General features: G+C 38.6%; 24 protein-coding genes and 1 pseudogene. 21 read left to right on the top strand and 4 right to left on the bottom strand.

The window, feature by feature from the left end; genetic code table 11:
• Positions 1-262 precede the first annotated feature (262 nt).
• A complete protein-coding gene (locus tag ASG85_RS05235) occupies positions 263-2,722 on the top strand; it encodes a right-handed parallel beta-helix repeat-containing protein (RefSeq protein WP_060645548.1) in 2,460 nt (819 codons plus the stop codon).
• A 128-nt stretch (positions 2,723-2,850) separates the two neighbouring features.
• Here ASG85_RS05235 and ASG85_RS05230 read toward each other — a convergent pair whose 3' ends face one another.
• Positions 2,851-5,004: a right-handed parallel beta-helix repeat-containing protein gene (locus ASG85_RS05230; RefSeq protein WP_060645547.1), complete on the bottom strand. Its 2,154-nt coding sequence runs from the start codon at positions 5,002-5,004 to the stop codon at positions 2,851-2,853.
• Positions 5,005-5,525: 521 nt separating this feature from the next.
• On the opposite strand from ASG85_RS05230, the gene ASG85_RS05225 reads away from it, so the two are divergent.
• The 16 genes and pseudogenes from ASG85_RS05225 (at position 5,526) to ASG85_RS05155 (ending at position 19,712) form a co-directional block, all read left to right on the top strand.
• On the top strand, positions 5,526-7,355 hold the full coding sequence (locus tag ASG85_RS05225) for a polysaccharide biosynthesis protein (RefSeq protein WP_060645546.1): 1,830 nt from the start codon (positions 5,526-5,528) through the stop codon (positions 7,353-7,355).
• Between the two features lie 16 nt (positions 7,356-7,371).
• On the top strand, positions 7,372-8,247 hold the full coding sequence (gene galU / locus ASG85_RS05220; RefSeq protein WP_060645545.1) for a UTP--glucose-1-phosphate uridylyltransferase GalU: 876 nt from the start codon (positions 7,372-7,374) through the stop codon (positions 8,245-8,247).
• Positions 8,248-8,256: 9 nt separating this feature from the next.
• On the top strand, positions 8,257-9,411 hold the full coding sequence (locus ASG85_RS05215) for a glycosyltransferase family 4 protein (protein WP_060645544.1): 1,155 nt from the start codon (positions 8,257-8,259) through the stop codon (positions 9,409-9,411).
• Positions 9,396-10,505: a glycosyltransferase family 1 protein gene (locus ASG85_RS05210; RefSeq protein ID WP_060645543.1), complete on the top strand. Its 1,110-nt coding sequence runs from the start codon at positions 9,396-9,398 to the stop codon at positions 10,503-10,505. Before ASG85_RS05215 ends, ASG85_RS05210 begins: the two co-directional genes overlap by 16 nt.
• Positions 10,506-10,508: 3 nt before the next feature.
• Positions 10,509-11,393: a glycosyltransferase family 2 protein gene (locus ASG85_RS05205; protein ID WP_060645634.1), complete on the top strand. Its 885-nt coding sequence runs from the start codon at positions 10,509-10,511 to the stop codon at positions 11,391-11,393.
• A 21-nt stretch (positions 11,394-11,414) separates the two neighbouring features.
• Positions 11,415-12,488, top strand: a complete 1,074-nt coding sequence (locus tag ASG85_RS05200; RefSeq protein WP_060645542.1) for an EpsG family protein — start codon at positions 11,415-11,417, stop codon at positions 12,486-12,488.
• 24 nt (positions 12,489-12,512) lie between these two features.
• The gene (gene galE / locus ASG85_RS05195) at positions 12,513-13,559 is read left to right on the top strand and encodes a UDP-glucose 4-epimerase GalE (protein ID WP_057305024.1); all 1,047 of its coding nucleotides are present in this window, start codon (positions 12,513-12,515) and stop codon (positions 13,557-13,559) included.
• Between the two features lie 66 nt (positions 13,560-13,625).
• Complete coding sequence (locus ASG85_RS05190; protein ID WP_057305025.1) at positions 13,626-14,231, top strand: sugar transferase; 606 nt, start codon at positions 13,626-13,628, stop codon at positions 14,229-14,231.
• Complete coding sequence (locus ASG85_RS05185) at positions 14,218-15,207, top strand: ATP-grasp domain-containing protein (protein ID WP_057305026.1); 990 nt, start codon at positions 14,218-14,220, stop codon at positions 15,205-15,207. The genes ASG85_RS05190 and ASG85_RS05185 overlap by 14 nt, the downstream gene beginning before the upstream one ends.
• On the top strand, positions 15,197-15,889 hold the full coding sequence (locus ASG85_RS05180) for an HAD family hydrolase (protein ID WP_060645541.1): 693 nt from the start codon (positions 15,197-15,199) through the stop codon (positions 15,887-15,889). Before ASG85_RS05185 ends, ASG85_RS05180 begins: the two co-directional genes overlap by 11 nt.
• A 56-nt stretch (positions 15,890-15,945) precedes the next feature.
• Entirely contained in the window at positions 15,946-17,115 is a 1,170-nt protein-coding gene (locus tag ASG85_RS05175) for an aminotransferase class I/II-fold pyridoxal phosphate-dependent enzyme (protein ID WP_057305028.1), read from the top strand.
• A gap of 44 nt (positions 17,116-17,159) precedes the next feature.
• Entirely contained in the window at positions 17,160-18,245 is a 1,086-nt protein-coding gene (locus tag ASG85_RS05170; RefSeq protein ID WP_057305029.1) for an acyltransferase family protein, read from the top strand.
• Between the two features lie 150 nt (positions 18,246-18,395).
• Positions 18,396-18,494 (top strand): annotated as a pseudogene (locus ASG85_RS37605) (hypothetical protein); the annotation flags it as partial.
• A complete protein-coding gene (locus ASG85_RS05165) occupies positions 18,494-18,844 on the top strand; it encodes a helix-turn-helix transcriptional regulator (RefSeq protein ID WP_312879993.1) in 351 nt (116 codons plus the stop codon). The pseudogene ASG85_RS37605 and the gene ASG85_RS05165, both read left to right, overlap by 1 nt.
• The gene (locus ASG85_RS05160; protein WP_082562320.1) at positions 18,828-19,235 is read left to right on the top strand and encodes a VanZ family protein; all 408 of its coding nucleotides are present in this window, start codon (positions 18,828-18,830) and stop codon (positions 19,233-19,235) included. The genes ASG85_RS05165 and ASG85_RS05160 overlap by 17 nt, the downstream gene beginning before the upstream one ends.
• Before the next feature lie 135 nt (positions 19,236-19,370).
• Positions 19,371-19,712 carry a helix-turn-helix domain-containing protein gene (locus ASG85_RS05155; protein WP_057305032.1) on the top strand — a complete coding sequence of 114 codons (342 nt, stop codon included), beginning with the start codon at positions 19,371-19,373 and terminating at the stop codon, positions 19,710-19,712.
• Between the two features lie 12 nt (positions 19,713-19,724).
• On the opposite strand, the gene ASG85_RS05150 is transcribed toward ASG85_RS05155, so the two are convergent.
• Positions 19,725-19,925: an anti-repressor SinI family protein gene (locus ASG85_RS05150; protein WP_057305033.1), complete on the bottom strand. Its 201-nt coding sequence runs from the start codon at positions 19,923-19,925 to the stop codon at positions 19,725-19,727.
• Positions 19,926-20,123: 198 nt separating this feature from the next.
• Between ASG85_RS05150 and ASG85_RS05145 the strand changes: the two genes are divergently transcribed.
• Positions 20,124-20,990, top strand: coding sequence for a metallophosphoesterase (locus tag ASG85_RS05145; RefSeq protein ID WP_162251282.1), 867 nt, complete (start codon positions 20,124-20,126; stop codon positions 20,988-20,990).
• A gap of 687 nt (positions 20,991-21,677) precedes the next feature.
• Positions 21,678-22,184 (top strand): tyrosine-type recombinase/integrase, encoded by a 507-nt coding sequence (locus ASG85_RS05135; RefSeq protein ID WP_057305036.1) that lies wholly within the window; start codon positions 21,678-21,680, stop codon positions 22,182-22,184.
• Positions 22,185-22,417: 233 nt separating this feature from the next.
• Here the strand turns inward: ASG85_RS05135 and ASG85_RS05130 are convergent, their stop codons facing one another.
• Positions 22,418-22,786, bottom strand: a complete 369-nt coding sequence (locus ASG85_RS05130; protein ID WP_200957449.1) for a helix-turn-helix domain-containing protein — start codon at positions 22,784-22,786, stop codon at positions 22,418-22,420.
• Positions 22,787-22,924: 138 nt separating this feature from the next.
• Between ASG85_RS05130 and ASG85_RS05125 the strand changes: the two genes are divergently transcribed.
• Complete coding sequence (locus ASG85_RS05125) at positions 22,925-23,350, top strand: hypothetical protein (RefSeq protein ID WP_057305038.1); 426 nt, start codon at positions 22,925-22,927, stop codon at positions 23,348-23,350.
• 550 nt (positions 23,351-23,900) lie between these two features.
• On the opposite strand, the gene ASG85_RS05120 is transcribed toward ASG85_RS05125, so the two are convergent.
• On the bottom strand, positions 23,901-24,329 hold the full coding sequence (locus ASG85_RS05120) for a DUF2621 domain-containing protein (RefSeq protein WP_057305039.1): 429 nt from the start codon (positions 24,327-24,329) through the stop codon (positions 23,901-23,903).
• Positions 24,330-24,496: 167 nt separating this feature from the next.
• On the opposite strand from ASG85_RS05120, the gene ASG85_RS05115 reads away from it, so the two are divergent.
• The gene (locus ASG85_RS05115; protein WP_057305040.1) at positions 24,497-25,624 is read left to right on the top strand and encodes a deoxyribonuclease IV; all 1,128 of its coding nucleotides are present in this window, start codon (positions 24,497-24,499) and stop codon (positions 25,622-25,624) included.
• Positions 25,625-25,667 lie beyond the last annotated feature (43 nt).

Here is a 25,667-nt window from a genome sequence, read left to right as displayed (position 1 = left end):
ATGAATAGGAATGCAATAAGTATTAGAAAATTTCTACTTTTCAGGCCAATATATTTTATTGGTAAGACTTTGGTGTAACAAAGTACCGTTCCAGATAACGGCGTTGTTGTTGGGGTTCCAGGTAGAGTGAATTGGAAATACCGATTATGCCCAAAAACATATGTACTAGTTCAATAAAATAGATGAACTTGTTCCTTGACACCCAATCATTTCTCTTAAGCTAGCATAGTATAGAAGAGAAAATAGGAAAGGGTGGGGAGCGATGGCGGAGAACTCATATGTTATTGAATTAACCAGATGGAATATTAAAAATGATGGCAGCGAATCAGTAAATACGACTAAAGGAATAAACAACGCTTTGATTTGGGCTCAAAATAATGGATATAGTGGATGTAAGTTACCTTCTGGTATCTATTTAGTTGATAAAAATAGCCACCTCCAGATGGTGAGTAATATGACCATAGATTTGTACGGTTGCTTGATCAAGAAAGAAACAAATGGGTATGAAAACTACGTAACCATCAGTGTTAACAATAAAGTAAATGTTACTATTCTTGGGGGAGTTATACAGGGTGACAAGGTGACACACGACTATACTTCAGTACAGGGCACGCATGAATGGGGCAAGGGGATTGAAGTAACTGGATCAAGAAATACAACAATAGATAGTGTTGAAGTTAAAGAAACAACAGGATATGGGGTAGCTATAAGTTTCATTTATAACCATTCTTACTGGGTTAACTTATCTGATCTGGAGACAGGTACTATTGATGCAGCCGGGAATACGTTTGTTAACTCCAATTGGGTGAGGACCAACAAATTTTATTCATTGTCAGAGCCTCAAATTCAAAAACAGGGTTACTTTATGGTATGCGGCAACGGATATGGGGGATATGGAAATGGTCTGGATTTATCAAAAAAGATGGTCACAGCCTATTTTTACGATAATAATAGCAATTATTTAGGTCAACTGTCCCGCAGAACATATGAGGAATTTCATTTATCTGTTTTCCCTAATGGGTCTGCAAAATTTAAGCTATCATACATGTCTAACTTTAGTGACATTGTAGACAGCACGACAACAATACGCTCTGATGTATACTCCAAAGGAGTAAATATTGTAAACTGCTTCATTCATGACTGCAGAACATTGGGAATCACCGGTAGTGGTCAATACATTAACATAGAGAACTGTGAGATTTCAAAGAATGGTGGAGCTGCACCAGGGTTTGGAATTGATATCGAAGACGGTTACAACTTAAATCAAAACATAACAATAAGAAACAATTATTTTCATGATAATAAGAATGGTGATGTTGTTGTTCTCAGTGCGAGAAATGTACTGCTTGAACTTAATAAATTTAACGGTACAGTTAGTTTAGGAGGTTCAAGAGGCGAAAATTACGTTTCTCAATATAATGGATATAATGGTGCAACTGGAAGTGGCACTTCATTGTCAGGTAGCGATGGAACTTTCTGTGTATTTCGTTATGATCATTTTACTGGTGGGCAACCATTGTTAACAGGGAATTTATTGTATGAAAATTCAGTGTTTGACGAGGTCTCCTTTCTTTTGCAATCGGATAATTATCTAGTAACAACTTTTAAAGGTTGCAGATTTAATTTCAATAAACCGGATCAAGGTTGGTCTTGGAATATGAGAAAAGGATCCTTAGAATTTTATCAGTGTGAATTTAATGTCAATTGTAAATATTATTATTTCTATAATGAAGCGCATTTTGGGGATTCTACACGAAATAATTTAACTTTAAATAATTGTGTTATTAATGCCAGGATTCCACTTGGTGGGTATAGTGTGAATAAGTTGATTTTAATTGGGAATCGTTTTATTGGTACGAAAGATAATAAGTATCAATATTTAGATATACAATCAAACAATGTAATGCTTTCAGATAATGTAATTGAAGGTATTAATATGAATTTTCAAGGAGGAAATGGAGATAATTCAACTCTGAGAATAAAAGATAATTCAATTAGTATTAATAAAACAGATTTGAATTTTGGTCCCGACAGAAATGAAGGTATTTATATACGAAAATTTGATGTTGTTTTTATCGAATCAAACAAAATAAATGTTGTATACAATGGTAATTCTCAAATAAGAGCTATTTCTATATTTAGTGAAAAACTGGTAAGTCTTAAAGATAATTTCTATAACTCTTCTCCTACTATAAGCAAGATTGAATTAAAAGGTGCATATAGAGCTGCCGGTGATATGGTACCTGTTCCAATGCTAGTAGCTATTATTAAAGATAATATTTCTAGTAAAGTAACAGAATTTAAAGACATTACTTTCATATCACAATTATCGAGAATTGTCGGGAATGAGACAATAAATTTAGATTCAAATTACGGCAATGATATTCTGGGAACATCGTCGTCTGTGCCTACTAATGGAGTTTACTTAACAGGCCAAAAGATAAATAACTCAGTTCTCAAGGCAGGCGGTGCTTTAGGATGGGTGTGTTTAACAGGAGGTTACGCTAATAATCTACTTTGGATGCCGAATAAAGCCTACACAAAGGGCAATAGAATCAACTCAAATGGTCATGTCTATGAAGCATTGAATAATGGTACGTCTGGTGTGAATAGCCCATTATTCCCAAGCAATCCTGGAGCCGCGGTAATAGACAATAATATTACATGGAAAGAAATTGGTCTCTTAGCAATATTCAATACATTTGGAATCATTAATCCCTAATAATTATGGTTATTAGCACCAGTTCACTGGAGACATTCTCAAAAAATAAATTATCATGTCTTTACACAGATTTCCTCAGCATTTTTAAATACCCTCCTGTTCAATACAGGAGGGCGTTTTTTCGATGTCTACTGCGTTAATTCTTTATTATCTATATTAATATCGTTTGACTTTAACTTTAATTTTGCTACTACGAAAATATTGTTGGAAATCGTATAGGCAGGTGCACCTGTTCCTGCGTCAATGGAGTGAATTCCATCTAAATCTATATTTGTTTTTATTGTGCTATTTTTGAATGTAAATGATTTGACCTGGGATGGCTTGGTTGAGCCTCCAATTGATCCTACTTTGATAAAGGGTTTACTTTTAAGTGTAAGATTATTAGCAGTGAAGGTGCTGTTTAGAAATGATAACTGTTTTGCTCCTTGTATATAAATTGCAGCTGCGTAACCAATATCTTTTGAAATAGTAAAGTTAGAATTACTGAAATTGACATCTGGTTCTCCAAACAAACTATCTAGTGTAAATATCTTACTTAAAGCATTAAAAGCACAATTATTAAAAGTATATTTACCCGGTTGATTAAAAACTAACCCAACAGTTTCAGTTGTTGTGGATAAAAAATTGCAATTATTATAAGTTCCTGCGGGGAATACCGTTCCATTGTAAGCATTAAAATCTTGAACAATTAAGTTATCATATATATTTTTATCATTTCCTTTACCTCCAAGTGTCGAAAGTTTTGTCAATCCTTTTATTGTGATATTTGAAAGGTGAACAGGGTTATTGCCAACGTTCAAGGATGTGTAAGAAGTTGTGGTGGTGTTGGAAATTGTAATATTCTCTACTTTTGATCCGAATGGCTCAGTATTGTTCAAATTTAAAGAGCTATTAACTAAAGCTGCATTTGTGAATGTGTTACTTGTTGCAATCAGATTAACTTTCGAGTTATTGAATTTGTTCTGATCTGCAACTCCTGTTCCACCCATTGTAAGGTCACCATTATTAAATGTATTGTTTGTAATTGTTGCATTTGGGAATGCCTTCCAGATATACAAACCCATTTTACTTTCAAATAAATTATCAGTAATAGAAGCAGTGTTCCCATCAGCAAAAACAATATCTCCACCTGTATTATTGTAAAAGTGATTATTTTTTATAATAAGATTATTATTGGGGTAAAATCCTGCAGCTTCTGAGTCAATTCCAAATTGGGGAGCAGTCCCTTTGATATCATGAAATTTACTATTGCTAATTTCGATTCCATCTACTCCGAAAATTGAAATTCCTTGCCTTCTATTGAATGCTGATTCTGAGTTTTTTATTATTACATTTCTAGATACATCATTACTAAAAAGTTTAACGAAAAAATTATTAAGGTCATTAGAACTAAAAACAGGGTAAAATGTATCAGCGCCTACTGGGATTTGAACAAGGTCAAGTCCAAATCTGACTTGTTTAACTGAAGACAAATATTTACCGTTATTATAAAAATAAACATCATATTTATTACTATTAACACTTTGTGGTTGCTCAAAAGCAAAGTATTTTCGTCCTTCATATTTTGGGCTTGTAAAGTCTAGGGCAATCTTACTTCTAATTTTTGATGTGGAATTAATAAAGTTGCCCATGTTATCGATATCTCCATAAACGTAGCTTTTACCATATAAGCCATCGAGTCCAATGCTAGAGCCACTAATTGTAATGCCATCTCCAGTAAAATCGACTGTTTTAACGCCATCTATCGTTAAATTGTATGCACCCTCTGAGATTATTCCCATACCGAATTCATGGGTTCCATAGCTATAAGATTGGTCTTTCCCACTGAAATTATGTAATTGTTTATCCCCTTGATATGTTCCACCTTTTAGAGTTACATTATTTGCTCCATAGCCAATGTAAATTGTATGATAAGCCTCAAACCCATTAGTTTCTTTCTGAATAATCGTTGATTCATCCAGTAAAAATGTCATATTGCTTACCATATTTATTTGCGCTTGAGGATCATTGGGACTATTTCCTTTACTAATTAAATATTTGCCGGTTGGCACTTTAAAGATTCGATAGCCTTGACTATGTGCCCATTGCAATGCTTTGTTTATTCCATTTGTCGTTTCGATTGGATGTGTTCCGTCACTATAAATATTCCAGCGGGAAAGTTCTAAGTTGTAAATTGTGGGCACTGCTGTTTGTGTTGTTTCTTCTAAGGGAGCTGCACCAACATGTAAAGATTGAAAAGAAAGTATGAAAAAAATTAGTATTCCGAATGCTTTCGTAGTCATTTTCTTACCATCCTTATGGAGTTATTTATATTCTTGTAACATTGTACACTAAAAATAGGGAAATATATCGAAAGAAGTCATAAAATGGATTAAAAAGATTGTTGATATTTTCTTTCTTGAGGTTAGGAATATTAATTAGTGTTGACATGTTCTTTATAAAGAACTACAATTAAATTAGCCATTTGGGACCATAAAGTAGTATTTTTTTACTCAAAATGTTCTTTATAAAGAATTATTATGTAAATAACGTTCTTTATAATAGGATTATCGCCAATCTTTATAGTTTTGTTCTTTGTGAAGAACAATAAAATGGATTCCAAAATACGCTCCGGTGATGCCTCCTTATCGTTATCAATGGAAGCACTCGACCATGCTGTGGGTTGAATAGACCTTAGACGCGAGTCGTCAAAAGTATGGTGCGAGGAAGGGTTAGATGCCCTAGATTGTATTAAAGGATTTAATTATATGGTCTTTCTCCAAAGGCCTTATACTTAAGAACTTTAGTGAGAGGGTGGATTTATTTGTCATACCGGCAAAGGTTATCTCTATTAGTCTTCATAGACTCATTCATTGTATTAACGTCCATTTTTTTTAGCCGATTTTTATTGAGCGCAGATCTAAATGTCATAACGCTGCCTTTGGTCGTTAGTTCAATTTCGTTGCTCCTTAGTCATCATGTGTTTTCGTTTGTTTATAAGCTTTATAAGAAAGCCTGGGAACATGCGAGCATCGGGGAATTGTTGTTTATTGTAAAGGCGATTACGTTTTCTATTGTTACTGTGGCGTTCATCCAACAAATCATTGTGCAGGATATTTACTTCCGTTTACTCGCAGTTACATGGATGATCCATATCATGCTGATAGGTGGATCGCGTTTCTGTTGGCGACTCCTTCGGAATCGTTATATCAATAAACAAGCGAATAAAAAGCGTACTTTAATCGTTGGTGCTGGTTCGGCAGGGATGATGGTTGCCAGACAATTAATTAAAAATAATGACGCGGATCTAGAGCCTATTGCATTTATTGATGATAACGTGCGAATGCATAACCTGGACATTCTAGGAATACCCGTTGTTGGCGGCGTTGATCGCATAGAGATGACGGTAAAAGAACTACATATCGACAATATTATTATTGCAATTCCTTCTCTAGGTAAAAGAGACCTCAACTTCATATTCCAAGAATGTGCGAAGACGACAGCCAAAACTCAAACACTGCCAAAACTAGAGGATTTAGTAACGGGTAAGCTTTCAGTTAATCAATTCTTAGACGTTCAGGTTGAAGATTTATTGGGTCGTGAACCGATAGAGCTTGATATTGAGAGCATTTCCGAATTTATCACGGATAAAGTGGTACTTGTAACTGGTGCTGGAGGCTCAATTGGTTCGGAAATTTGTCGACAAGTCACGAAGTTTCATCCTCAAAAGCTGATCCTCTTAGGACATGGGGAGAATAGCATTTATTCGATCGAAATGGAATTGAAGGATATTTGTGTACATACAGAGATTGAATTCATTACGGAAATTGCCGATATTCAGGACTCCTGGAAGATGATGTCGATCATGAACAGACATCGGCCAGATGTTGTGTACCACGCAGCTGCCCATAAACATGTACCTCTCATGGAGCGAAACCCGGAAGAAGCGTTAAAGAACAATGTTATCGGTACGATGAACGTTGCCAAAGCGGCCAGCAAGTTCGAAGTGGGTACATTCGTCATGATATCAACGGATAAAGCGGTGAACCCAACCAGCGTCATGGGGGCCACCAAAAGAATGGCTGAGATGATTATTCAGGATATGGATAAAAGCAGCAACACCAAATTCGTTGCCGTTCGATTCGGTAATGTATTAGGGAGCAGGGGCAGTGTCATTCCTAGGTTTAAGCATCAGATTGAAAAAGGCGGGCCTGTTTCAGTCACTCACCCCGACATGATTCGCTACTTTATGACGATTCCCGAAGCATCCAGATTGGTCATCCAAGCCGGAGCATTAGCGAAAGGCGGAGAAATCTTTATCCTAGACATGGGAGAGCCAGTGAAAATCGTAGATCTGGCGAAAAATCTCATCAAGCTATCCGGCAACTCACTCGAGGACATCGGTATTGAATTTACCGGAATGAGACCGGGTGAGAAGCTTTATGAAGAGCTGCTGAAAGCCGACGAAATCGACGAACAGCAAGTATATCCAAAGATTTACATTGGTAAAACGGCAGATCTTTATGTGGAAGAAATCAAAGAGATGATTTCCATTTACGCCTCTCTTGATAAAGAGAGCCTAAGGGAATATCTCGTAAATTTAGGAAATAGCAATATAATTCCATTACCTAAGAAACTAGTCTCAATTGGCTAAGAAGGAGAAGACATCGATGAAAGTAAGAAAAGCTATCATTCCTGCCGCTGGCCTGGGTACAAGATTCCTACCCGCAACCAAAGCCATGCCCAAAGAAATGCTGCCCATTGTCGATAAACCAACCATTCAATATATCGTTGAAGAAGCCATTGAGTCGGGCATTGAAGATATTATTATCGTGACGGGTAAAGGGAAAAGGGCCATTGAGGATCATTTTGATAATTCCTTTGAACTTGAGCAGAATTTATTGGAAAAGCAAAAGTTTGACTTATTAACTGAAGTTCAGAAGTCGTCCAAAGTAGATATTCATTATATTCGTCAGAAGGAACCCAAGGGGTTGGGACATGCCATCTGGTGTGCGCGCAAGTTCATTGGGGATGAACCCTTCGCTGTGCTATTAGGTGATGATATCGTTCGAGCGGAGAAGCCTTGTCTGAAGCAGATGATGGATCAATACGAAACTCGCTATGCTTCCATCATTGGAGTGAAGCACGTATCCGATGAAGAGGTTTCCAGGTATGGAATTGTCGACGGAAACGAAATTGAGAAGCGTTTATATAGCATCAATCATCTAGTAGAGAAGCCCAAGAAAGAGGAAGCGCCGTCTAATCTTGCGATTATGGGTCGATATATCTTGACACCAAGGATTTTCGACATTCTCAATAATCAAAAGCCGGGAGCCGGTGGTGAAATTCAATTAACCGATGCCATTGCAGAATTAAATCGAATTGAGTCGGTATATGCTTATGAATTTGAAGGCATGCGATTCGATGTGGGCGATAAGTTAGGTTTTATACAGACAACGATTGATTACGCGCTGCAGCGTGAGGATTTAAGATACGAATTACTGAAATACCTTTCTTCCACCTTGGAGAGAGAATTAATTAAGTAGGGGATGCAGATGCCTAAGAAAGTGCTGTTATGTGCCACGGTTGATTACCACTTTAAAGCTTTTCATGTGCCCTACATGAAGTGGTTCAAAGAGCAGGGGTGGGAGGTCCATGTTGCCGCTAACGGGAACATGGACCTTCCTTATGTCGATACGAAGTTTAACGTTCCGATCCAACGGTCACCTTTTAATCGAACCAACATAAAGGCATATGCGGAGCTAAAGTCAATTATTGACGAAAATAAATATGATATCATCCACTGCCATACCCCGATGGGGGGCGTACTGGCTCGTTTAGCGGCGAGAAATGCACGGGAAAATGGGACTAAGGTCATATACACCGCTCATGGTTTTCATTTTTGCCAAGGAGCACCCGTTCTTCATTGGCTGGTTTACTATCCCCTTGAGAAATTTCTTTCTTATTTCACGGATTGCTTGATTACCATTAATGAGGAAGACTACCAACTAGCCGTGAATCGTCGATTTAGAGCTAATCGAATTGAATATGTACATGGCGTAGGCGTGAATACGGAACGCTTCAGACCCGTCCATGAATCACAAAAGCGTGAATCGAAGCTGACAACAGGCTATCACCCGGATGATATCCTCCTGTTCTATGCAGCAGAATTTAATCAGAACAAGAATCAACAATTGCTCCTTCATACACTAGCTTCAGTTAGAGAAGATGTTCCTAATGTCAAACTCCTGCTTGCTGGCGAGGGTCCGTTGAGAAAACAATGTCAAGATCTAGCCAAGGAGCTGGGTATAGAGGATCAGGTTGATTTTCTTGGTTATCGAAATGACATAGATTGCTTATTACCGATGTGTGATATTGCCGTTGCATCCAGTCTTCGTGAAGGGTTGCCGGTGAATATCATGGAAGCTATGGCTTGTGGCCTTCCCATCATTGCTAGTGAGAACAGAGGTCACAGAGAATTGGTTCAGAATGATCATAATGGTTGGATTACAGCTCCTAATGATCAAGCGGCAATGGCTGAGAAGATCATGCTGCTAGCTAATAACAAGGAGTTAAGAGTGAAGCTGGGTATGTGGGGCAGAGAGATAGTTGAAAGAAGATACGCCACCCAGCAGGTGTTAAATGAGAAGAGTACGATATATTCCCTATATATGGGCGAAAAGGTGGAGGTCATGTGGGCGATCCAATAAGAATTTTACACGTAGTAGTCAATATGAATCGAGGTGGAGCGGAAACTCTCATCATGAATTTATATCGCAATGTGGATCGTTCCAAGGTTCAATTCGACTTTCTTACGAGTAAAGTTGGATCTTTTGATGCCGAGATTATGGAGATGGGAGGAACCATCCATCGAATCCCCTATGTATCGGATATTGGTCATGCGAAATACATCCAAGCTTTGGATCAATTCTTTACGGAAAATCCGAATTACAAAATTGTGCATGCTCATATGGATAAAATGAGTGGATTCGTATTGCGTTCTGCAAAAAAAACGGGAGCACCTATACGGATTGCGCACAGTCATAATACGAGCAGTGAAGGCGGTATTGCTGCCAAAATATATAAGTGGGTTGCCGGAACATTTATAACGTCCTGTGCAACTCACTTTTTGGCATGTTCGAATAAAGCAGGCCAATGGTTATTTGCAAACAAGGGAAATAAAGTTGTGATTCTGAAGAATGGGATTGAGAGTGATAAATTTGCATTCTCACCTGAAGTCAGGGAGCAAGTAAGGCGGGAGCTGAAGCTTCCCTCGGCGTGCTATGTCGTAGGGCATGTGGGGAGATTCACTCATCAGAAGAATCATTCCTTCCTTATTGATATTTTCGCGCAGTTGAACCGAGATCAGCCGAATACAGTGCTTGTTTTGGCAGGGGACGGACCGCTGCGTCCAGAGATGGAGAAGAAAGTGAAAGCTTTGCAGCTGCAAGATAAGGTAAAGTTCCTTGGCGTAAGAAGTGACATTACGAGGCTGCTTCAAGCTTTTGATATGTTCGTATTTCCCTCCTTACATGAAGGACTGCCCGTTACGCTTATAGAGGCGCAGGGGGCTGGACTGCCTTGTCTCATTTCGGATGAAATTACTCAAGAAGTGGATATGGGCATCCATTTGGTAGAGCTGTTATCGCTGAGTGATAAATTGCTTTGGGTAGAGCGAATGAAGAGTGTGATAGCAAGGAATTTACCAAGACAGATCCCTGCTTTATCCTTATCGAACAAGGGTTACGATATTAAGAACACAGCGGCGTGGACAGAGGGTTTTTATTTAGGTATATCGAGGTGAATGATGAAGAAGCTTACTGTATTTACACCGACTTATAATAGAGCATATTGTCTTCACGTTTGTTACGAGAGTCTGAAGCGGCAAACATCCAGAGATTTCATTTGGTTAATTATAGATGATGGCTCTACGGACGATACGGGGGAATTGGTAGCGGACTGGATGGCAGAGAATGAAATCGAAATCCGTTATCATCGGCAGGACAATCAAGGTATGCATGGAGCTCATAATACGGCTTACAAGCTAATTGATACGGTGTTGAATGTATGTATTGACTCTGATGACTATATGCCGGATGGCGCCGTGGAACAAATAAACACCTTTTGGGAGTTGCACGGCAGCGAGCATGTGAGTGGCATCATCGGTCTTGACGCTTTTACAGATGGCCGGATCATTGGCTCAAGGTTGCCGGAAGATCTCAAGAGTTCAACACTTTTTGAGTTGTATAGTAAACATCGTGTGACCGGTGATAAGAAGCTGATTTATCGAACTGCATTAACCGAGCAGTATCCTTATCCTATTTTCGAAAATGAAAAGTATGTTGGTTTAGCCTATAAGTACTACATGCTTGACCAGCAGTATGAAATGCTGCTCATGAATGAAGTGCTTTGCTGCGTGGAATATCTACCGGATGGTTCCTCGATGAACATGCTTAAACAATACCGCAAGAATCCGAAAGGCTTTGCCTTTTACCGTAAGGAGCTTATGAAACTGCCCTTTGCTAGCTTACTCTTTAAATTCAGGCAGTCGATCCACTATGTGTCCAGCAGCATGACATCAGGTAATCGTAGGTTTATGCGGGAAACCCCTGCGAAGATCCTCACTTTTCTCGCTATTCCCCTTGGACTCCTGCTCTATTGGTATGTGATTAGAAAAACAAGAATCTCTTAAGTACTCGAAAGGAAATCAATTATGGCCATAATATGGGTTAATCTGGTTGTCGTCTATATCGCATCTTTCTTCTCCAGGTATTTGGCCACACCAGTGACAATCGGCACTGGTCCTCTGTCGTTTAAGTCTAATAAATGGATGGCTGCCATCGTGATGGCAACATTCGTATTGATAGCCGGTCTTCGTAAAAATATTGGTGATACCTTCTTTTATATGCATGCCTACACGATAAGTGATTTTACGTGGGAAGAAGTTAAAGCTGAGAAGGATATTGGCTTTGGAATCTTACAAATGATATTGAAATCTTTTACCGATGATCCGCAGTTGTTAATATTTTTAACGGCGTTAGTGACCAATGTTCTTATCGTCTATGTGTTATACAAGTATTCGGGATTGTTTGAAATGAGCATCTATATCTACATAACTTCTGGCCTTTACATAGTTTCGATGAACGGGGTCAGGCAATTTTTGGCTTCAGCTATTGTCTTCGCTGCGACCAAATACTTATTTGAAGGTAAATGGCAGAAGTATTTTCTCGTGGTTGCCTTTGCCTCTGCTTTTCATGGAAGTGCTCTTATTCTAATCCCAATTTATTTTATAGTGCGAAGGAAGGCATGGACATCCGCGACGTTCGTTCTCCTCTTTCTGGCAGTGATATTAATTCTAGGATATAGCGTACTATCGAATGCTCTATTTGCAGCTATTGCAGATACACACTACGGCGAGTATAAAGAGTTTCAAGAGGGCGGAGCAAACATCATAAGGGTGGCCATTGCGGCCGTTCCTCTGATATTTGCTTACTTGGGTAGAAATAAACTGCGAGAAATATTTCCCTACGGTGACTACGTCGTAAATATGTCGTTACTGAATTTTATCGTTATGGCTGTCGCTACGCAAAATTGGATATTCGCAAGGTTTACGATTTATTTTGGTTTATACAATGTCATCCTCATGTCATGGGTCATCAGCTTATTTGTGAAAAGGCAACAGAAATTCATGTATTATGCAATATTGTTTTTTTATTTGATTTATTTTTACTATGAGAACGTGGTTACTTTACACGTCATTTATCGAAGTGATTACTTGAAATTCTAACCAACAGACAGGGGGGTTCAAATCATGGCAATCCTCGTAACGGGTGGAGCCGGTTATATCGGAAGTCATACTTGCGTGGAGTTATTGAAAACCGGGTATGAGATTGTAGTTGTTGATAATCTGGCCAACAGCAGCTCGGAATCGTTAAGACGTGTTAGAGAAATAACGGGTAAAAACTTCAATTTTTATCAGACAGATCTGTTAAATCGGGAGGATTTGGAGATCGTCTTTAAGCAAAATAGGATTGAAGCTGTGATTCATTTCGCGGGGTTCAAATCCGTAGGCGAATCGGTTCGTTTTCCACTCCGCTATTACCATAATAATATCACGGGGACACTTGTGCTTTGCGAGATCATGCAGGATTACGGGGTAAAAAGAATCGTTTTCAGTTCGTCAGCTACTGTATATGGAATGTCGGAACACGTACCGATTTCGGAGAAGGCTCCACTTGGTGCAACGAACGCCTATGGACGAACGAAGCTAATGATTGAAGAAATCTTGCAGGATATGTACGTTTCCGATCCGTTATGGAGCATCGCGATCTTGCGCTATTTTAACCCTATTGGTGCCCATAGCTCTGGAAGAATTGGCGAGGACCCGAACGGCATTCCGAATAATTTGATGCCCTTTATCACACAGGTGGCGGTAGGGAGTTTAAAAGAATTACAGATTTATGGGAATGACTACCAAACCTTGGATGGCACCGGTGTAAGGGATTATATCCATGTAGTGGATCTAGGAAGAGGGCATTTGAAGGCGCTGGAGAAGGTCATGGCAACTACAGGTGCGGAAGCTTACAACCTTGGAACAGGACGGGGACACAGCGTTGTAGAAATGGTTACAGCTTTCGAAAAAGTAACCGGCAGGCACATTCCGTATAAGATGACGGACCGAAGACCTGGGGACATCGGGATTTGCTTTTCAGACCCGACAAAGGCTGAACGGGATTTGGGATGGATCGCCGAAAAAGGCATTGATGAGATGTGTCAGGATGCCTGGCGATGGCAATCCAATAATCCGCATGGTTACCAAGAAGAGGATAATATCCTGGTTGAATCAAGCATTTCATGACTTGCATGCATAAGAGACAAATAATTAGTTTAATAACCAGCCCAGAACAGTAGGAGTAGATCATTCATGAAGCGATTTTGTGACCTGTTCGTATCCATTCCATTATTCATACTATTTCTTCCAATTATCGGGATTGTGGCTATAATGGTTAGGTTAAAGTTGGGAACTCCCGTCATATTTATGCAGCAAAGACCGGGGTTACACGGGAAACCTATTCACATTTATAAATTTCGGACGATGACGGAGGCTAGGGATCAAGAAGGAAACTTATTGCCTGATTCCATCAGATTAACTCAATTTGGCATGGTTCTTAGAAAATATAGCCTAGATGAATTACTGCAATTGGTGAACGTCATTCAGGGAGACTTGAGTTTAGTGGGACCAAGACCTCTGTTGATGGATTATTTGCCTTTGTACACGGAAGAACAAGCTAAACGCCATCTTGTGCGCCCGGGGATTACGGGATGGGCTCAAGTCAATGGCAGGAATGCAATCTCCTGGGAAGATAAGTTTAAATTGGATGTCTGGTACGTGGAAAACCAAAACATACCCCTCGATTTTAAGATTTTAGCTTTAACTTTTATTAAAGTGTTGAAACCGCAAGGGATTCAAAATGCTAATCATGCAACAATGCCTATATTCGAAGGGAGTATGAAAAATGTTGAACAGTAAGATGAATATTTTATTTACTAGTTCAGGCAGGAGAGTATCGTTATTGCAGCAATTTAGGAAAGTGTTTGTTCAACATAACATTAACGGGAGTATAGTAACCGCAGATCTAAAACAAACAGCTTCCACTGCTTTTTTTAGCGATAAGCATTTTATTGTACCGCGAGTAACTGATCCCAATTTCATATCAGAATTGCTTCGAATATGTCAAAAGGAACAAATTGATATCATCATACCGCTTATTGATACGGAACTGGTTGTTATTTCGGAGAATCGACATGTTTTTGAAGAAATAGGAGTTAAATTATTAGTCTCAAGTAAGGAATTGAACGAAATCGCATGCGATAAAAACATAGCTTATAAGTTTTTCCTAGATAGAAATATACCTACTCCGAAAGTATATAGCGACGATGAAATTGATAATAAACAGTACAAATTTCCTTTATTAATTAAGCCACTCAACGGAAGTTCAAGTGTAGGGGTTACGAAAATAAATAATGAAAAAGAATTGTTCTTTTTTAAGGATTACATTCCCAATGCCATGGTTCAGGAATTTGTTACGGGTACAGAGTATACGGTTGATGTAATGGTTGACTTTAACGGAAATATTAGAACAGTAGTTCCGAGATTACGCATAGAAACTAGAGCGGGAGAAGTCAGTAAAGGGGTTACCAAGAAAGATAATGACATCATTAATGCCGTAAAACAAGTTGTCAAATTTTTACCTGGACCAGTTGGATGTATTACCTTGCAATGCTTTAAAAAAGAAAATGGAGAGATAACTTTTATTGAAATTAATCCTCGTTTTGGCGGAGGAATCCCTCTTTCAATTGAAGCGGGAGCAAATTTTCCATTGTGGGTCCTCCAAATGTGCAGTGGAGAAACCTTTTCAGAAGAGGATTATAATTGGCACGAAAATCTAACGATGCTTAGATATGATGAGGCAGTTTTTACGGAGAGTATCCAACATGACCGTTAATGCGTTGGTTTTCGATATGGACGATACTTTATATGAAGAAAAGGATTATGTGAGAAGCGGCTTTAAAGCAATTGATCGCTGGATAAACAGAGAGTTCAATATCACGGGTTTTTATGAAACAGCATTGGATTTATTTTTCTCAGGAGAAACAAAGTTTATTTTCAATAAAACGCTCGTGAGACTAAATATTACTTATGATGATACATTGATTAAGAACCTGGTAGATCATTATCGATCCCATGAACCAGATATTCATTTATTAGAGGATGCCAAGTGGATTCTTGAAAATTTAAGGGATACTGTCAAAATTGGGTTAATCTCTGATGGATACTTAGTTGCTCAGGAAAAGAAAGTCAATGCGCTAAAGCTCCATGAGAAATTTCACTCAGTTATTCTTACGGATAGATTGGGCAGAGAGTATTGGAAACCGAGTCATATTCCTTACGAGCAAGCAAGCCGGGAATTACAGCTTCCGCATGATCAGTGCGTTTATATCGGTGATAATATAAAAAAAGATTTTTTAGCTGCTAAGAGACTTGGGTGGACAACTATCCAAATAGATCGTAAAGATGGGTTATATTCGGGGATTTCAGCTGAACACGATTATAAAGCTCATTTTACAATCGATAGTTTGAAAGATTTATCGGATTTACCCATTCTAAAGCATATGTTTGCCTATTAGTGCTGAATAGTTTTTTTTATTTTTAATAACCTTTAGAAAGGCAGTGGAATTGTCAAATGACTACGCATAACAAAAGAATTTACCTTTCCCCTCCACACATGAGCGGGAATGAAATGATGTATATCCAGAATGCTTTTGATACAAATTGGATCGCTCCTCTAGGTCCTCATGTGGATGCATTTGAGAAAGAGCTTGCTTCTTATGTCGGGACAAATGCAGCAGCAGCAGTCAGTTCAGGGACCGCGGCAATTCATTTGGCTTTGCAGCTAATAGGTGTAAAGGAAGGAGACACAGTTTTCTGTTCAAGTCTTACTTTTGTGGCCAGTGCTAATCCGATTGTTTATTGTGGAGCGAGGCCGATATTTATTGATTCTGAGCCTGAGACATGGAACATGTCTCCTGGGGCGTTGGAAGCCGCGCTGCAAGATGCTGCTCTAGAGGGGAAATTGCCTAAAGCCATTATTGTTGTTAATCTCTATGGTCAAAGTGCAAAAATGGACGAAATTATGTCATTATGTGAATCCTTTGATGTCCCCGTCATTGAGGACGCAGCGGAATCGCTCGGATCGATTTATAAAGGAAGAGCAAGTGGGTCATTCGGTAAGTATGGCGTATATTCATTCAATGGGAATAAGATTATATCTACTTCAGGCGGGGGAATGCTGGTTTCCGATGATGTAGAGGGATTAAAGCAAGCGCGTTTCTTAGCTACGCAAGCACGGGATCAAGCTATACATTATCAACATAGTCAATTGGGATTTAATTATCGAATGAGCAATGTATTGGCTGGGATCGGAAGAGCTCAGTTAGAGGTTTTGGAAGAAAGAGTAAATGCCAGAAGAACGATTTTTAAACGGTATTATAGAGAGTTATCTCATGTACTAGGTATTCGTTTTATGCCAGAGTTGAATAATACTCGTTCAAATCGTTGGCTTACGGCTTTGACGTTAGAGGAAAATGAAGCTGGGATATCTACCCATGTATTGTTAGAAGCCTTGGCGGAAGAGAGTATCGAAGCCCGACCTGTTTGGAAGCCGCTGCATATGCAGCCTCTTTACGAAGGGGCTAGATATTATCCCCATAGTGACATCGAGAATGTTTCCGAACAATTATTTAAAACTGGGATATGCCTTCCATCTGGATCGAATATGACCGAAGATGATCAGTTAAGGGTTATCGAGTGTATCAAGAGGTGCTTGATCAAGGATCGAAGTATTAGCGCTTAATACTCACTTAAGGTTATAGATCTATTAAAGGGAGTGGTTATTATATGATAAGACCATTAACATCTTTTCGCTTTATAGCAGCTTTAATGGTGTTTTTATATCATGTTGGTATATGGAAAGCCTATCAGACAGGATATATTGGGGTTTCATTTTTTTTCATTCTATCTGGCTTTATTCTATGTATTAATTATCGAGAAAAGTTGGGCAAGTTAGATTTTCATCAGATCAAAACCTTTTACATAGCTAGGTTCGCAAAGATATACCCTACTCATTTATTAACCTTTTTGTTAGCAGTACCTTTTTATTTTTTAATCCCACTTAAACATTCAACTATTCTGTATGTACTACAAGCATTTACAAATATTTTACTAGTGCACAGCTTTCTTCCAGTGGGTAACTTTTCTTTTAATGGTCCTTCGTGGAGTATATCAGACGAATTCTTTTTTTATGCTATTTTTCCCTTTATGATAATACTTATAATAAAATATTTTGGGAGTGGGCGAAAAAAAATACTATCCATATGCTTTTTGTGGCTGATTATGCTGGTAGTAGCTATTCTATTTTCTTACAATAAAAGTGATGCGATAAATAATTGGTTATTTTTTGTTTTTCCAGTAACTCGAGCTTTTGATTTTTTGGTTGGTATTACTTTAGGGTTATTATTTTTAGAAATTAAAGAAATAATAAATTTGAAATTCACAAAATTAACCTTTACTATTTTGGAAATATCATCCATCATTCTGCTGTTGTTAAGTATTTATTTTTCGACCAGTTTGATTCAAAACCTTAGATATGATTTATTCTTTACTCCATTTCTGAGTTTGCTTATCTTTACTTTTGCGTTTCAAAAAGGAATTATATCAGATTTACTATCAAATAAAATATTTGTTTATTTAGGTGAAATAAGCTTCTCATTTTATATGATTCATAACTTGGTATTATCGTATACTTACTGGAGTTTATTAGAATTGAGTATTACACCGCTTACCATAACGGGGTGTTTCATAGTCACCATTGCGTTGAGTTCGATCTTGTACCATTTTTATGAGGAGCCATTGAGGAAGAAAATAAGATACTCGCAAGAGAAATCGAATTTAAAGATGTCAAAGATAGTTGTCCAAAGAGGATGAGTAAAACAATTCTTTCATCTGCTAGTAAAGGCAATCTTTAGAGAATATAGTATTATTAGCTTGTTGTTCTTTATTAAGAACACGCTGAAGGAGGAACGGATCATGTGTGGAATTGTCGGTTATATTGGAAATCAGGAGGCGAAGGATATGGTGATCCCTTTACAATTAATCGCTTATTATTCAGCGGTATATCGAGGTTGTGATGTTGACAAAACAAGAAATCTACCCAAAAGTGTCACTGTGGAGTGATGATAACGATGATCGGTCAAAACATTTCAAGTATACGTAAGCAAAGGGGGTATACGTTGTCCGAGCTTTCAGAGCGGACCGGTATTTCCAAGTCCTATTTAAGTAACATAGAAAGAAATCTCAAACAGAACCCTTCCATTCATGTCATGGAGAAAATAGCTTTGGTTCTAAAAGTAGACTTGAAAACGCTATTAAAAATTGCCGCTGATGTGGAAACAAGCCAACAGCTGGATCAAGAGTGGATGGATTTTATTTCTGATTTGAAGCAGTCAGGCATTGATAAGGAACGGATTCATGAATTTAAAATTTTGATTGAGTTTATGAAGTGGAACAATGAGAAAATTAAGTAGGATGAAGCCGTTATTCTGGTGGAGTCTACTAATTGTTTTCGTAGGAGCCATATTTCTTTTCACTGCACTTCAGACCTTTACAGGCGAGCATACGAAAGAGCAAATCCAGCAGATAACAGGTATGAATGAACATAATGCCTATATTACTAATGCGATTATTCGCAAATCTGCCCATGTCCTTATGTTTGGCTTGCTCAGTATCTTTTTCTATATCGTGATTCGAAGGCAATCGATCTGGTTCGCTTGGGTTTGCACGACTTTGATGGCCGTAGTAGATGAATGGCATCAGTCATACGTACCGGGGAGGTCCGCATTAGTCCAGGATGTGCTGTTGGATTCACTAGCAGCGCTGATATTTCTTAGAATTATCGTTTATATAAGAACACGATAAAATAGTGAGATTACTCAAAATAGCCCCTTTTTGGGGCTATATTGTTCTTTATATGAAACAAATTTGTTCGTTGGAAGAAATTCTGATATAATAACATCAAGAGCAACATTACTCCATTATAAGGGAAGATCCGAAATGATTGGAAAACGAGTTCAAAAATTGAGGAAAGAGAAAGGCCTGTCTCTTACAGAACTGGCCGAACGTGCAGGGGTTGCTAAATCTTATATTAGCAGCTTGGAGCGGGACATTCAGAAGAATCCTTCGATTCAGTTTCTTGAAAAAATTGCAGCTGTTCTGAAAGTACCTGTCGACAGGCTAATTGATGACCAAGAAGAGATGGCTGCTAATGACCGTGAGCTCGATCAGGAATGGTATGAGATCATTAAAGAAGCCATGACTTCTGGTGTTGACAAGCAGCAGTTTCGAGAGTTTTTGGATTTCAATAAATGGAGAATGAAGCGTCCAAACGATGAATAGTCTTATTTAGTTCTAGGAAGATTGTTTAATGAATTCCTTTGAGGACATGAAGCGATCGTTTTCAGTTGAAAGTGATATAGTCGTGGGTTGGAATGGGCTTCTTAGGAATGCGCGGATATCTTCCATCGTAAGACCCATCTTACGCGCGCTCATAATAAGATTGACCCACTCCATATCAAATTCTTCGGTATCCACCTGGTTTATCCGATTCACAAACGACCCCTCCAAATCATCTATCGCGATACAATTTGTATCCGTTGACTTATTATCGCACGTTTTTTCTATGAAATCAATCCCGAAAACATTAAAATTATACAAATTGTATCGCCATTCAAATGGCTCCCCTCGACAAAAAACGCGTAAATAATTAGATATAGACTCAAAACCTAGATGAGGGTAGGGAAACCTAAAGTGAAGAATGATCGCATAAATCGCAGGACGTTTCTCAAAAAAAGTCTGTTTGCGGTTGAATCCTTAGCCATACTAACGGGAGTTAGCGGATTATATGGCATCTTCGGAGAGCGGTATTGGATTCAGTCGACAACGGTTCGTCTTTCGTACCGTCGTTACCCTGCATCTTTTGAGGGCGTGCGTATTGTACAATTCAGTGATACACATATAGGCAAGTATTATAGTTTGGAGCAGATGAACAAAGTGGTTGATTTGCTGCAGCGGCAAGAGCCTGACATTATCTGTTTCACAGGAGATTTATTTGATTCCAAATTCGGTGAAGTGAGTGATGAGGTAATTCCGATCCTATCGCGACTCCGAGCAGGAATGGGTAAATTCGCGGTGCTCGGCAATCATGATATGCGTCTGGATTCTAGTCGAGTAAGGGATGTACTCGAGAGATCTGGCTTTACCGTCTTAGTCAATGAAAGCCGATCTATTGAACGTGGGAAAGGACGCATACAGGTGGTCGGAATAGATGAAATGTTCTACGGGAAACCGGATTTGCCATTAGCTTTAAAAGGTATAAAGCGGGACGATTTCGTGCTGCTGCTTGCGCATGAGCCAGATTTCGCAGATACGTCGTTGGCGAGTCATGTCGATTTGCAGCTCTCTGGTCACAGCCATGGCGGACAGATTAGGATTCCATTGTACGGTAGTATATTTACGCCGGACCTAGGACAAAAGTACCCTATTGGCTTGTACGCCTTTGAAGGAAGCGAGTTCCACGTCTATACAAACCGTGGAATAGGTACGACTTTGTTCCCAATTCGATTCAATTGTCGACCTGAAATCACGGTGTTTGTCCTAGAAAAGAAGCTGCCATAAGCAAGTAAAAACTCCGTTAGCCGAAGCCAACGGAGTATGTGTTCATCAGTAGCAAAACCACTTTTTCCAAATATCAAACGAATCTAAGCAATCAATATCATCCCACTTGATATCGTCCCATTTGATGTCGTCCCAGTGATTGTCATTATTGTTATTGTTATTGTTATTGTTATTGTTATTGTTATTGTAATTGTTATTGTTATTGTTGTTGTTATTGTTATGATTGTTGTTATTGTTATTATTGTTGTTATTGTTATTGCTGTTATTACTGTTATTACTATTATTACTATTCTCTTTATTAACTGTAAAAATTGAAATAAACTTAGAAAGAATACTGTTTTTCTGAGAACTACCTGATTCATTACCTGAGGCGGAAGCATAAGCGGGCAAGATGATTGCGCTAAAGAGTAAAATCAGACAAGATAGTCTAACGATTTTTAACACTGAACATAACCTCCCTTCCGAAGAATTATTTCACGCAATCGTTCTTTATTAAGAATTATACAGCAAAAATTAGGTTTTGAGAACTATAAAAGGCATAGATCATTTTTTTAATTTATGATACAATATGTAACATAATACAAGTAGGGGGGATTGATAGAGTAAAAATGAGAGTTTTCTAGCTGTTATAAGATACAATTTGTAACATACAAACGGAACTGATTAAAATCATGCGAGGTGCAACTCATGCAGGTTGTTCAACCTATTAGAGAACAAGAGAAAATTGAACAGATACAGGCCGTATTGAAAGAACAATCGATTCGGGACTGGCTTCTTTTCACTATTGGGATTAATTCGGGGCTTCATCTGAGCGATCTATTGTCTTTGAAAGTGAGCGATGTGAAGGATCGAAGTGTAGTCAGTATCAAGGAAGAAAAAACGGGTAAAGCAAAGACGTTTCAACTTTCTCCACAGCTTAAAGCTTATATCGAAGAATATATCCAATATATGGATATCGACGCTTATTTATTTCCATCCCAAAGAACGGGCAATCCGATCAAAAGAATTCGAGTTTACCGTATTTTAAATGAAGCAGCTAAGCAAGTTGGACTAAACGACATAGGTACACACACACTTCGAAAAACATACGGCTATCATTATTACCTAAGAACGAAAAATGTTTCGGTTCTCAGAGATTTATTCAATCAATCGGCTCCATCAGTGACTTTAAAGTATATTGGCGTGAAGGAATAGAAAATCAATCTTAATTGATATTGGGTGAAAGTAGTGACTCGAGGTAGATACACAATGTACCGCGGTGGTTAACATAAGTGTAACTCTTTTTAAAGTTAATAGCTGAGCGTTGGGAGTGGAGTTTCTTATGAAACAAGAAGAAAAGATTTCAGTAGAAATTCATCATGTTCTTCAGCAGTTAGGAATCGACCAGCAGAAGTTTCAGAATCAAGTTATGATGTCTTCCTCACAATCTACTCCAAGGAACGCTCAGCTCTTACAAAAGCGATGAATCGTTTTGCTTCCTCTGGGGTCAGTATTCGACCATCCACGGTTAATGAAAACTTTTTCAAAATGCTCTCATCCGTTAAATCGAGATGCTCTACGAACTCTCTAACATCATGATCTAGAACCGTTTGTGGCTGGTCAGTCCGACCAAGTAAATAATCAACGGTAACATTAAAAAAATTGGCGATCTTGTTAATTGTTTCGTAGTCCGGCTCACGTCGATTTGTTTCGTAATGAGAAAGAGCGGCTCTTGAGATTCCAATTTTATTAGATAGTTCTTCTTGCGTTAATCCTCTTTTTTCGCGTAAAAGGGCAATGCGATCTCCATATTTCAGCGTGATCATTCCTCACTGTTTAATTATTCTTTACCATTATTACCATTGTTTTTCCCGCTATATACCAGAGAACTATTATAACAAAGCAGAGATTCATTGACTAGATACAAGATGTAACAAAAAGGAGGGATGAGGCAAATGGCGTTGGAGAAAAAAAGTAAACTATCATTAATCGTACCACTGGATGGTAAGTTGAATATTATTCAAATTCGAAATCAACTCATTAATAGCAAATATGCACTAATCGATATTATAGCACTTGAAAAGTCCCAATTCACATTTGCTAGTCCCCTATGCTTGCCAACCAGCCATCAAGTCACCTACGGTTTTGAATTTACGATTTTCGGTCAATCATTTCGAGTTAATGGTAACATAGAACTAGAAAGTAATAACGATAATGAGTACATCTACAAAGCAGTTATTCAATCTGAAGATCATGTTGATTCCGAAATGCTCTATGCCATCAATCAACTTGCGGTCACACAGAATACGGAATACGTTAAGCTTTCTAAAAGCTACACGCCAGAACCTTCTTCAGCTGTTACAGTTGATTTGACATGTTGAGGGAGAAATAAAGCCGCTCTGCTTGTGCTAATTCGTTTGTTGCTCTCATAAGGTTAGTATAAAAACCAATGAATGTCGAATTAAAATGTGCGAATACATAATTTCTATATCCATACACGAGAAAATGAATTCAACCCCTTGCAATGTTACAAAACGTATCTTATAATCAATATATATACAGAATGTAACAACATACGACATTTTGAGCACTCAAAGGGGAGGAATATCATGAATTCGGATATTGTATATTGTATTCATTGTAGTTCGATTATAGGTAGAGGTAATTCAGATCAGATTTTTAAGACGGGTTTTTATCATACAACGATTCCACTTTGTCTCTGCAAAACGTGCGTTTCGACGGAGGAGAACAGGTTAAGTATAGAAATTATAAGCGATTCCCATAAGTGCTATTCCGATTTTGCCTTGCCCTTGTCTATTTAGCCGAAGGGTGGAGTAAGACCGGTTTTTTTTGTTATAAATTGTAAACGCTTTCAAAACTTATAAAGGAAAAGCCTTCCTCTTACGTAAAAAGCGGGAAGGCTTTTTCATTTTATTGGAGTAAATGCTTATGCGCACTATAGTCAATCTGCTGCTTTTCGAGGAAGCTAGTCAAGCTCTTATAGTCACGCCGCGGTGTTGCGAGAATGTAACCTTGAATACAATGGTCACGCGTTACTTCACTTGCATGCGCCTCCAGGGCAACCTGTCCAATACGAGCTGCGATGGAATGCTTAGCAATATCTCTAAAGGCTGTCGGTACTGGTGATACCAATTGATCGAGAAATGTTTTGGAGTCTTCTGTCCATAAGTGCCGCGAGCTGTCCACGTAGTGATTTTGCCAATCCAGCTTCGACTTACCGTCTTCCTTGGGGAGCACCTTTAGGAACTTCCGAAACATGAAATATCCGCCAATGGACATGAACAAAAGCAGGACACATACCCAGAAAATGATGAACCACATGAAAAAATCATTAGCCATTTATTTGTCACCTCACTAGCCTACATCCATATATCTTTAAGAATTATACCTTATTTCTAGATTTCTTGCGACAATCCTAGTAAAATAGGAAGGTAGTAGACGTAACTACTTTAGTCTTCCATACCTAAGTAGTTGCGTAGTAGACACACAAAAAGGAGTTAACCATTATGCCCAAAATAGGCTCGCACGTTTCGTTCTCAGATAAAGGCTTGTTAAATGCAGCAGAAGAGGCAGTCACATACGGTTCTTCCACATTTATGATATACACAGGCGCTCCGCAAAATACGCGCCGTAAACCGATTGAGGAACAATTTATCGAAGAAGGTAAAGCTGTGATGGAGAAGCATGCGATGAACGAAATCGTCGTACATGCTCCCTACATTATTAATCTAGGTTCTTATAAAGAAGATACCTTTGAGTTAGCCGTGCGTTTCCTTCAGGAAGAAATTCGTCGGACAGACTATATTGGCGTTCGCAATATCGTTCTTCATCCTGGGGCTTACACAGACAAGGATGCGGAGTATGGCATTGCCAGAATCGCGGAAGGTCTGAACGAAGTACTTGCAGGAGTTAAAGATACTAATGTGAACATCGCGTTGGAAACAATGGCTGGCAAAGGGACGGAGATTGGCCGCAGCTTTGAGGAATTAGCTGAAATTATGGAACAAGTAGAGTTTAACAATAAATTATCCGTTTGTTTGGACACTTGCCATATTCATGACGCTGGGTATGATATTGTGAACGACCTTGATGGCGTTCTGCATCATTTTGACAAAGTAATCGGTCTAGAAAAGCTTGGAGTTATTCACTTGAATGATAGTAAAAATCCTCGGGGAGCCAGCAAGGACCGTCACGCTCCGCTTGGCTCAGGTTGGATTGGCTTTGAAGCTATGAATAATGTTGCCAACCATGAAAAACTGCAGCATTTGCCAATGATTCTTGAAACTCCTTGGATCGGTAAAGAAGATAAAACGCAGCGTCCGATGTACGAAGCAGAAATTGCGCTGCTGTCCGGTAACCTTAGTGGACGTTTTGGCGGAGAATTCTTGGATCATGTAGAGCGAATTGACTTTTTGTTAGGTAAAAAAGACATTCATCACCGTGATTTCGTTCTGAACACATGGGAATTATTGAAAAATGATGCCAAGGCTAAGAAAGCGGACGGACGTGAGCCGCTGGAGCGCTTGTATGATATGCTGCATGAAGAGAACCTCTTTTCTGACCTCAGCGAGGAGCAGATTAATCAACGTTTGATCGTTTGGCTCGCAGGTAAAGATATACTCAAGAAAGTTTAATATCGATTACAGAAAACTAAAAAGAAAACTTTCTTACAGAAAG

Source organism: Paenibacillus sp. Soil724D2 (assembly GCF_001427935.1).
Classification (GTDB): Bacteria; Bacillota; Bacilli; order Paenibacillales; family NBRC-103111; genus Paenibacillus_E.
Note: the sequence above shows the minus strand (reverse complement) of the source record. Positions and strands in the feature narration are given on the sequence as shown.